The 9,255-nt window shown below is 66.6% G+C and carries 7 protein-coding genes and 3 pseudogenes; 9 read left to right on the top strand and 1 reads right to left on the bottom strand.

The genetic code is table 11. The annotated features are described in order from the left end of the window. Positions 1 to 90: 90 nt before the first annotated feature. The 9 genes and pseudogenes from ACFRFC_RS38090 to ACFRFC_RS38050 form a co-directional block, all read left to right on the top strand. Positions 91 to 516, top strand: a pseudogene (locus ACFRFC_RS38090) (4-hydroxy-3-methylbut-2-enyl diphosphate reductase); the annotation flags it as partial. A gap of 430 nt (positions 517 to 946) precedes the next feature. Next, positions 947 to 2,425: a prenyltransferase/squalene oxidase repeat-containing protein gene (locus ACFRFC_RS38085; RefSeq protein WP_382693764.1), complete on the top strand. Its 1,479-nt coding sequence runs from the start codon at positions 947 to 949 to the stop codon at positions 2,423 to 2,425. A gap of 54 nt (positions 2,426 to 2,479) precedes the next feature. Next, a complete protein-coding gene (locus ACFRFC_RS38080; RefSeq protein ID WP_382693762.1) occupies positions 2,480 to 3,499 on the top strand; it encodes a hypothetical protein in 1,020 nt (339 codons plus the stop codon). Between the two features lie 37 nt (positions 3,500 to 3,536). After that, a pseudogene (locus tag ACFRFC_RS38075) lies at positions 3,537 to 3,863 on the top strand (Rieske 2Fe-2S domain-containing protein); the annotation flags it as partial. Continuing rightward, positions 3,833 to 4,081: an undecaprenyl diphosphate synthase family protein gene (locus ACFRFC_RS38070; protein ID WP_382693766.1), complete on the top strand. Its 249-nt coding sequence runs from the start codon at positions 3,833 to 3,835 to the stop codon at positions 4,079 to 4,081. The pseudogene ACFRFC_RS38075 and the gene ACFRFC_RS38070, both read left to right, overlap by 31 nt. Next, a complete protein-coding gene (locus tag ACFRFC_RS38065) occupies positions 4,078 to 5,184 on the top strand; it encodes a terpene synthase family protein (protein WP_382693761.1) in 1,107 nt (368 codons plus the stop codon). The genes ACFRFC_RS38070 and ACFRFC_RS38065 overlap by 4 nt, the downstream gene beginning before the upstream one ends. A 229-nt stretch (positions 5,185 to 5,413) precedes the next feature. Beyond that, positions 5,414 to 5,721, top strand: a pseudogene (locus ACFRFC_RS38060) (flavodoxin-dependent (E)-4-hydroxy-3-methylbut-2-enyl-diphosphate synthase); the annotation flags it as partial. Between the two features lie 109 nt (positions 5,722 to 5,830). After that, the gene (locus ACFRFC_RS38055; protein WP_382693759.1) at positions 5,831 to 6,874 is read left to right on the top strand and encodes a hypothetical protein; all 1,044 of its coding nucleotides are present in this window, start codon (positions 5,831 to 5,833) and stop codon (positions 6,872 to 6,874) included. Between the two features lie 254 nt (positions 6,875 to 7,128). Further along, complete coding sequence (locus ACFRFC_RS38050) at positions 7,129 to 8,163, top strand: Rieske 2Fe-2S domain-containing protein (protein WP_382693758.1); 1,035 nt, start codon at positions 7,129 to 7,131, stop codon at positions 8,161 to 8,163. 532 nt (positions 8,164 to 8,695) lie between these two features. On the opposite strand, the gene ACFRFC_RS38045 is transcribed toward ACFRFC_RS38050, so the two are convergent. Next, positions 8,696 to 9,255, bottom strand: a 560-nt coding sequence (locus ACFRFC_RS38045; RefSeq protein ID WP_383112705.1) for a tetratricopeptide repeat protein, incomplete at its 5' end; no start/stop codon positions are given.

The raw sequence follows: 9,255 nt of genomic DNA, 5'->3' as shown, positions 1-9,255 counted from the left end.
GGCCCTGGTCCACCTCCGAGCCGCACCGCTGGAACCGGCATCCACCCGCCTGCTGCGCGACCTCGCGGACACCGCCGTACGGAGGACCACATGACCACCGCCCCCGTCTACGTACGCCACGAGACCGTCCACAACGCCCACGTCGTCCTGTCACTGGAGGACAACGGCGCTGTCTTCGTGGAGCGGATGGACCAGGTCCCCGAGGGGGCGCTGGTCGCTTTCTCCGTGCACGGAGTCGCGTCGGGCGTCCACGCGGAGGCCCCTGACCGCGCCCTCGTCGACGGCCCCGACGATGCCGCGCGTACTTCGAGGTGCGGGACGAGTCCAGGGTCGTACGGCTCTCCCGGACCACCCTGTCCGTGGACGAGACGATGGGGACGGTGGACGCCCTCAAGTCCCGGTTCCCGCAGCTGATCTCACCCCCTGGTGACGACATCTGCCTACGCCACCCAGAACCGCCAGATCGCGGTCCGGAAACTCGCCGAGGACGCCAGCCTCGTCCTCGTCGTCGGCAGCGTGCTCCAACGGCTCGCCGGACTCGGCTACCGGGACGTCGGGACCGCCGACGAGTCCTTCACCTTCGCCCTCACCCTCACCCTCACCCTCACCAGAGCTTGGCCAGGACCACGGACGGGCGCCGTTCGCCGCCGCTGGCCCGGACCAACGACCGCCGAGGCCGCGTGACGACCTGTCACCACGCCCAGTCAGACAGTGCCGGCGCGGACAAGCCTCGCCAGAAGAGCACGCCAGGACATCCAAGCAACCCAAAGGAACCCATCCGCCATCGTCCCCCGGCCCCGGCAGACCAGCGGGACCAGCCAAGCCGACAAACGGGACCAGCCAAGCCGACGAACGCACAGAAGCCACAGGCACTCGGCCCCGACTGAGCACGAGGTTCGGCTCAATCGGTGCCTGCAACGAGTACACGACCAGCAAAGGCCGCATCGTGATCCCACCACCCGATCTCACCCAGCGTGCGGCACACCTTCTCAGCACGCTGGACTCCAACCCCACCAGCTCGAACACCTACAACACCGCGTTCATCGCGGGCCTGCGTGACGCCGCCGGAACGCCCTGGTTTCCCCAGGCTCTGGACTGGCTGCGCCACCATCAGCACGCCGACGGTTCCTGGGGCGGCACACTCCCCGTGCCGGTCGACCGCCTGGTCTCGACCCTCGCCGCCGTGGCCTGCCTGGGCCAGTACGGCGAGCCATGGGCCAAGAGCGCTGTCCAGGACGGCGTGGACTACCTGTGGGGACACTCCGAGGACTGGCGCACCTCCCCCCACCAGACGTCCGCCTTCGAACTGGCCGTGCCGTACCTGCTGGACCAGGGCCGCCACGCGGGCCTGAACCTGCCGGCCGAGCGCTTCGCGGACATCGAGCAACTCCGCTCCGCCAAACTCGGCAGGCTTCCCGCAGTACTGCCCAGCGACGCGCCGTCCCCCCTGCTGTACTCGGCCGAACTCGTCAGCCCGCAGCTCCTCGCCCGGCAGGCCGAGCGCTTCCAGGCCGAAGACGGAAGCATCGGCTGCTCACCGGCGGCCACAGCGGCCCTGTGCCGCCACGGCGACAACCCCGCCGCCGAGAGCTTCCTGCGCCGCCTCGCCGCACAGTCCCCCGACGGCGGCTTCCCCGAACTCGCCCCCATCGAGATCTTCATCCTCGGCTGGGCCCTCTACCCGATCGTCCGGGCCGGACTGCGTCCCGCCGGCCTCGACCAGCACCTGGCGACGCTGCGCGCCATCCTCGACACCGACGGTCTGGTCACCATGAGCGCGACCTTCCCGCTCCCCGACGCCGACGACACGGCCATGGCGATGACCATCCTCCACCGGGCGGGCACCGACGTCACGCCCTACCTGCCCCACCTGCTGACCTTCGAACGGGACAGCTACTTCACCTGCTACGAGTTCGAACGGGACGGATCGGTGGCCGTCAACGCCCGGATCGCCGAAGCATTCAGTCCCGAGCCACAGCGCTATGCGCCCCAGATCGAGAAGGCGGCCGGATACATCGCCGACCAACGCATCGACGGCGCCTACTGGTACGACAAGTGGCATACCTCCCCGTACTACGCGACAGCGCATGTCGCATTCGGCCTGGCTTCCACCGCACCGAAACTCCTGGAATCGACGGCACGGTGGCTGCGGGAAACCCAGCATCCCGACGGCTCCTGGGGAGCCGCTCAAGGACAGCCCGAGGAAACCGCATACGCCGTCCTCGCCCTCGATGCCCTCCTACAGGCCGGGCTCACGACGGACACCTCACCCCTGACGCGGGCGTTCGCCTACCTCTGCCACCACCTCGACGACAACGACACGCAGTACGCCGAGATGTGGAACGGCCGAGGACTCTTCACCGCACCACACCTGACCCGGTCCGCGATCATTTCCGCCCTTCATCTGGCGACCGCGTACCTGTAGCCCGGGTACCGGCAACCGCACGCCTCCCGCACGACGGCCCTGGAGAGGATTCACATGCCGGAAAGTCCCTGGAAAGAGATCTGGCCGGACGACGTCAACCGACGCCCCGCACCCCACGCGATGAACGTGCACGTGGACGAGGTCCAGGAGCAGGCGCTTGAGTGGGCACGGGAAATCGGCGTCGTGGGCGGCGAAAAATTCTTCCAGGAATGCGTGGAATGCGGCTACGCACGCTTTCCGTCTCTGGCCTACCCGAACGCTTCGCTGGCCGATCTGTCCCTGGTGACCCGCTGGCTTGTGTTCCTGTTCGCCTTCGATGTGCACACGGATGAGACACCCTACGACAGCCTCTCACCGGAATACCTGGCATTCCTCCGAAACATGAGGGCCATAGTATCCCAGAATGCCGAGCACCCGATCGAGCCGGAGTCCCTGAAATCCCCGTTCGGTCAGGCCCTCCTCGAACTCTGGGTCACATCGCGTACCCAGTTCAAGAATCCGGGCTGGGAACGGCGGTTCTCACGCTACTTCCACGAATTCCAGAGTTCAATTCTCTGGGAAATCGCACTGCGGAAAACCGGTGAGGTTCCAGACTATTTGACGTTCAGCAGCTACAAGCCGCGAAGCGCCGCAGCACAGATCGGGGTCGGCCTCGTGGAACTGTTCAGTCCGACAGTACCGCCGGATGCCATTCTGGACAGCTTCCTCATGGAAAACGTCCGGCTCCTGGCATGCGATCTGATCAATATGGCCACGGATCTGGGATCTGTGCAACGGGAGCACGGCTTCGAAGCCGTCCCCAACACTTTCACCAGTCTCCAGCACACCCTGGGCACCACCCCCGACACCACCGTCCTCCACTACACCTCCATTTGGCATGCACGCATGAACACGCTGCTGTCAATTCGAGACCGAATTGATCAGTTCTATCCGTCCATGTGCGCACACGAACGACATATCTCTGCCACCAAGGATTACATCAATGAAGTAATCCTCTGGCTGGGAGGCAGTATGGGATTCGTCCATGAAAGCCACCGCTACAGCCCCGGCATGGACATAACGCTGGAGTCGTGACCTTCATCAAGGACTTCGCCGGCCGCAGCACCGAACCATGAATCCAGCCCGGCTACGAGCACGGGACCGCCATCAGCTACCCCCACCAAGACCCTCGCCACCCACACACCAGGGAGAACCACTCATGAAAGGCAGGCCGCCTGTCTACCGGGGCATCCCCGGGGCCAGCGCCGCTGACGCCTTCCCGCCACGGCTACCGCACCCCATCGGCTGGTACTGCCCGGCCTTCAGCCAGGAGATCCGCCGCGGACAGATCCTCACCAGGCAACTCGCCGATGAGGACATCATCCTCTACCGGACACGCAAGGGCACGGTACGCGCGACCCGCCCCTACTGCCCCCACCTGGGAGCCCACCTCGGCGGCGGCAAGGTCAAGGGCGAGGGCGAGGGCGAGGAACCGCCGCGGACGTCGCGGGCGCCCAACGCCTGTCCGGGTACGCCGCGTGGGACCTGGGATACGCGGAGTTGCACTTCTGCGACGAACCGTGGGGCGACTTCGAAGGAGAAGACCTCCCCTCGGCCCTTGACAACTGCGCGGCACGACAGCGCCGCTTCGACCACCAGCGGGGAGGAAGACCATGAACGACTCCGACGAGTTGCGCGGGCTGGTCATGCCCGAGCTCTATCTGCCGATGCCGCCGCACGAGCCCAATCCGTCTTACCAGCAGGCTTATGACGCGATGTGGGAGTGGGTCGACTCCTTTGAGCTGTTCACCGACGACAGGGCGTGGGAAGTGGGGGGAGGGCGGCTGGCGTACACGACAGCGCTCGCCCATCCCTGGGCCAGTCCTGAGCGGCTGATCACCGCCGCCTGTGTGTTCGCGTACGCGTACTGGATCGATTTGGAGCTGAGCGAGGGCGCCGCGTCGGGGGACGTCCGACGGTGCGGACAGGTGGTCGACCCGCATGTCGAGGTGATCAACGGAGGGAAGCCGAAGAGCCGACAGGCCGAGGCATTGGCCGATGTCCTGACCCGGATGGAGGCGGGGCGCTCACCGGGATGGGTGAAGAGGTACCGGCAGTCGTGGGAGGACAACTTCGTCGCCAACTTCAGGGAATGCGTGGTGAAGCACACCGGGTCCGGACTCACGCTCGCGCAGTACCCCGATCACCGGCGCCATTCGTCCGCTACAGCCGTCAGCGTCGATCTCGGTGAGTACGGACTCGACATCGACGTACCCGAGACGGTACGCAAACTGCCGGCCTGGAACCAGCTGCGGCTGGCCGTCGTCGACCATACGGGGTTCTCCAACGACCTGATCGGCTTCTCCCGTGAACTGTCGACCTCAGACCCCTACAACGGGGTCCTGATCCTGCGGAAGGAACGCGGCTGCTCGTTGCAGGAAGCCGCTGATGCCTTCAACGACGAGGCCGTGACTGTCGCCATGCGGCACGCCGTGACCGCTCACGGCAAACTTCCCCGTGAGCTGGAGTGCGTGACGGACGACGAGCGTGTCCGCCGTGACGCGATGCGCTTCGCCGACTCGCTCCTGGTCCATATGCGCGGCATGGCGGACGCCCAGCTGTCCTCCGCCCGGTTCTCGGGCCCCGGGTTCGAGACGCCCCCGCGACCCCGACCGCCGTCAGCGGGGGGGTACGAGAGCCGGACCTGGCTGACCTGTCCCGTCTCATTCGATCTTGCCGGTGACCAACCCCGTGACCGGTGCGGATGCAAGGACGGGTGAGACAGGTCGAGGCCGGAGTCTCAGTTGACCTTGTCGGTGCGGCGGGCCTCGACAGCCAGGGCATCGTCCATGCCGTGCTTCGGGCCCGCGCGCGGCTCCCGCACCACTCCGAGCGGCCAGGGCGACCCAAACGGTCCGTACAACCCGAGGAGCCCGAGCAACCGGCACAGCCCACACAGTCCGTGCAACCCGATCCGCCCGGCCAGCCCACGCACGAAGGCGGCACCCGATGACCACCGACCTGGGCCTTCCCGCCCTCCCCACCACTCCGGCACGCCGCCGTACCCGCCAACTCCACGTTGGGAATGTCCGGTGGGCGGCGGCGCGCCGGTCTCCGTACAGACCATGACCACCACCCCGACCACCGACATCGACGCCACGCTCCAGCAGATCGCCAAGGTCACCGCCGCCGGATGCGACATCGTCCGCGTCGCCGTCCCCTCCCAGGACGACGCCGACGCCCTCCCCGCCACCGTCGCGAAATCCCCGCTGCCGGTGATCGCCGACATCCACTTCCAGCCCCGCTACATCCTCGCCCTCGATGCCCTCATACAGGCCGGGCTCACGACGGACACCTCACCCCTGACGCGGGCGTTCGCCTACGTCTGCCACCACCTCGACGACAACGACACGCAGTACCTCCTGCATGACGACCCTGGAGAGGATTCACATGTCTGAAAGTCCCTGGAAAGAGATCTGGCCGGATGACCTCAGCCGGCGACCCATACCCCACGCGATGAACGTGCACGTGGACGAGGTCCAGGAGCAGGCGCTTGAGTGGGCACGGGAAATCGGCGTCGTGGGCAGCGAGAAATACTTCCAGGAATGCGTGGAATGCGGCTACGCACGCTTTCCGTCTCTGGCCTACCCGAACGCTTCGCTGGCCGACCTGTCCCTGGTGACCCGCTGGATCGTGTTCCTGTTCTCCGTCGATGTGCACACGGACGAGACACCCTACGACAGCCTCTCACCGGAGTATCTGGCATTCCTCCGGAACATGGGGGCCATAGTATCCCGGGAGGCCAATTCCCCGATCGAGCCGGAGTCCCTGAAATCCCCGTTCGGTCAGACCCTCCTCGAACTCTGGGCCACATCGCGCACCCACTTCAAGAATCCGGGCTGGGAACGGCGGTTCTCACGCTACTTCCACGAATTCCAGAGTTCAGTCCTCTGGGAAATCGCGCTGCGCAAAACAGGTGAGGTTCCGGACTATCTGACGTACAGCACCTACAAGCTGCGAAGTTGCGTAGCACCGATCGGGGTCGGCCTAGTGGAGCTGATCAGTCCGACAGCACCGCCGGATGGCATTCTGGACAGCTTCCTCATGGAAAACGTCCGGCTCCTGGTGTGCGATCTGATCAATATGGTCACGGATCTGGGATCTGTGCAACGGGAGCACGGCTTCGAAGCCGTTCCCAACATTTTCACCAGTCTCCAGCACACCCTGGGCACCACCCCCCACGAAACCGTCCTCCACTATACCTCCATACTGCATGCACGCATGAACACGCTGCTGTCAATTCGAGACCGAATTGATCAGTTCTACCCGTCCATGTGCGCACACGAACGACATATCCCTGCCACCAAGGATTACATCAATGAAGTAATCCTCTGGCTGGGAGGCAGTATGGAATTCATCCATCAAAGCCACCGCTACAGCCCCGGCGTGGACATAACGCTGGAGTCCTGACCGTTCACTCAGCCAGTTCTCTCCACAGCTCAGATTCAGCGCCTGCGGCAGCGACACGACCAGGCCGAACACACCCTGGCCACCTGCCGCTTCCCGGACGTGCCCTGCCGGGCCCGCTGCTTCATCAAGGACATCGCCTGCCGCAGCACCGAACGGTGCATCCAGCCCGGCTACGGCCACAGGTCCGCCACCAGCTGCCCCCGCCACACGCCCCACCAAGACCCTCGCCACCCACACGCCAGGGAGAACCACTCATGAAAAGCAGGCCGCCTGTCTACCGGGGCATCCCCGGGGCCAGCGCCGCTGACGCCTTCCCGCCACGACTGCCGCACCCCATCGGCTGGTACTGCCCGGCCTTCAGCCAGGAGATCCGCCGCGGACAGATCCTCACCCGGCAACTCGCCGATGAGGACATCGTCCTCTACCGAACGCGCAAGGGCACGGTACGCGCGACCCGCCCCTACTGCCCCCACCTGGGAGCCCACCTCGGCGGCGGCAAGGTCAAGGGCGAGGAACTGATCTGCCCCTTCCACCACTTCGCCTTCAACACCGACGGGACCTGCACCGCGACACCCTATTACGGACAGCAGGTCCCCAAACTGTCCGCCCCGATGATGCCGGTACGGGAGCAAGCCGGACTGATCATGGTGTGGTACCACCCGGACGGCACACCACCCGACTGGGAGGTCCCGCCACTTCCCGACCACCGCACCCACAAGCCGGTGCTGCGGGAGATGTCGTTCGGCGGATACCCCCAGGACCTGCCGGAGAACGCCCTCGACTACGGCCACGCCCCCTCCCTCCACAACTTCACGGCGGAACGGGTGGAGGAGAAGGACCTCGGCCCGATCCACGAGTTGCGTCTGCTGCTGCGCAAGACCATCGCCGGACGCGCGCTGCCGCCCATGCCCATTTATCTGACCCAGTACGGGCTCGGGATACTCCGCACCGAAGCCGACCTGACGGCGCTCGGCTTCAACATCCTCATCTGGACCTGCCCCGTACCCACCAAGGGGGCACGCATGACCCTCCGAGCGGCGGTGACCACCCGGGTCGGACAGCGCGACTCAGCCCCGCGCCGTGCCCTCGGCCGCCTCGTCTCCTACGCGTTCATGCGGTTCGTCATCGTGACCATCCGCCAGGACGCCGGCGTCTGGAACCACCGCCGGTACACCGCACCTCCCCACCTCGCACAGGGAGACGGCCCCATCGGGCCCGCCCGCCGCTGGGCCGAGAAGTTCTACCCCAAGCAACCCCAGACGGCTCCCCAACCGGAGGACCTGCCGTAAAGACAGCACAGACAACCGCCCCCACCACAAAGGGCTCTCTCCCCCCGGTCGGACACACCCTGCCGATGACGCGCGCCCTCTTCCCCTCCCGACGGGCCTGCCCGGCAACGGCGACCCCGTCCAGGTCCGGATCGGCCCCCACCCGGTCCTCGTCGTCCGCAGCCCTCACTGACCCGCGAAGCACCGCGCGACGACCGGACCTTCGACAAGGGCGGCATCCGCTACGAGAAGTACCAGGAGGCGTACGACGCCGGGTCGCCATCTGCCCGCACGCGGAACGGCGGCGGCCGGCGCCGGTGCCGCGCCCCGCGTTCAGCGCGGCGCGTCTGCCCGCCTACGCACGGATCACGACCGAACAGACGTCATCGGCCCCTGGCGCGAGGGCCAGATCATCGACATCCCGGCCGCCGTGCACTCCCTCAATGGCTGGCCTCTTCGGCGGCCCACCTACCGGAGCAGCAGGTGACACCCGCCCCGCACTGAGCCGGACAGCCGGGCATGGATCCAGGCGTCTGAGGGACAGGCGGGTGATTCACAGCGTTGCGGCTTCCTCTTCCAGGAGGGCCACGTCGGGGTGGGTGCTGTAGGGGCGCAGTGCCTGGCGCATGGTGGTGAGGGAGGCGGTCGCGCGGGTTGATCGTAGACCGGGGTAGTCGGTGAGGAAGCGTTTCCAGGTGGTGACGGATTCTTCGAGGTTGCCCTGGAGGAGTTGTGACTCGGCCAGGAGTGCGGTGGTCAGCGCTCTGGCGCGGCGTGCCTGTGGGGCTCGGGCGCGCAGCGAGGAGTGGAAGGCCCGGTCGGCCGCCTGGTGATCCTTGAGTGCCGTGAGTGTGCGGGCCCGCTGGTAGTGCAGGGCCGCGGTCGGGTAGCTGTCGAAGGGGTCGGCGGGGTCCTGCTCCGCCTTGCTGTGGAGGACTTCCGCGTTGTGCAGGGCGAGGAGGGCGCGGGGGCGGTCCTGGGCCCGTGCGTGGGCGAGGGCCAGTTGGGTCTGGGTGAAGGACTGGGTGAGGGTCGAGGAGTGGCGGGTCGCGGTGGCGGCGGCCTGTTCGGTCAGGGCGAGTGAGGGCTGGGGGTGTCCGAGGTCCAGCGCGT

The organism is Streptomyces sp. NPDC056734 (assembly GCF_042790455.1).
Lineage (GTDB): Bacteria > Actinomycetota > Actinomycetes > Streptomycetales > Streptomycetaceae > Streptomyces.
Note: the sequence above shows the minus strand (reverse complement) of the source record. Positions and strands in the feature narration are given on the sequence as shown.

Coding starts and splice junctions, on each gene's coding strand:
- ACFRFC_RS38065 (WP_382693761.1), top strand. CDS start 4,078: ATGAACGACTCCGACGAGTTGCGCGGGCTGGTCATGCCCGAGCTCTAT.
- ACFRFC_RS38055 (WP_382693759.1), top strand. CDS start 5,831: ATGACGACCCTGGAGAGGATTCACATGTCTGAAAGTCCCTGGAAAGAG.
- ACFRFC_RS38080 (WP_382693762.1), top strand. CDS start 2,480: ATGCCGGAAAGTCCCTGGAAAGAGATCTGGCCGGACGACGTCAACCGA.
- ACFRFC_RS38050 (WP_382693758.1), top strand. CDS start 7,129: ATGAAAAGCAGGCCGCCTGTCTACCGGGGCATCCCCGGGGCCAGCGCC.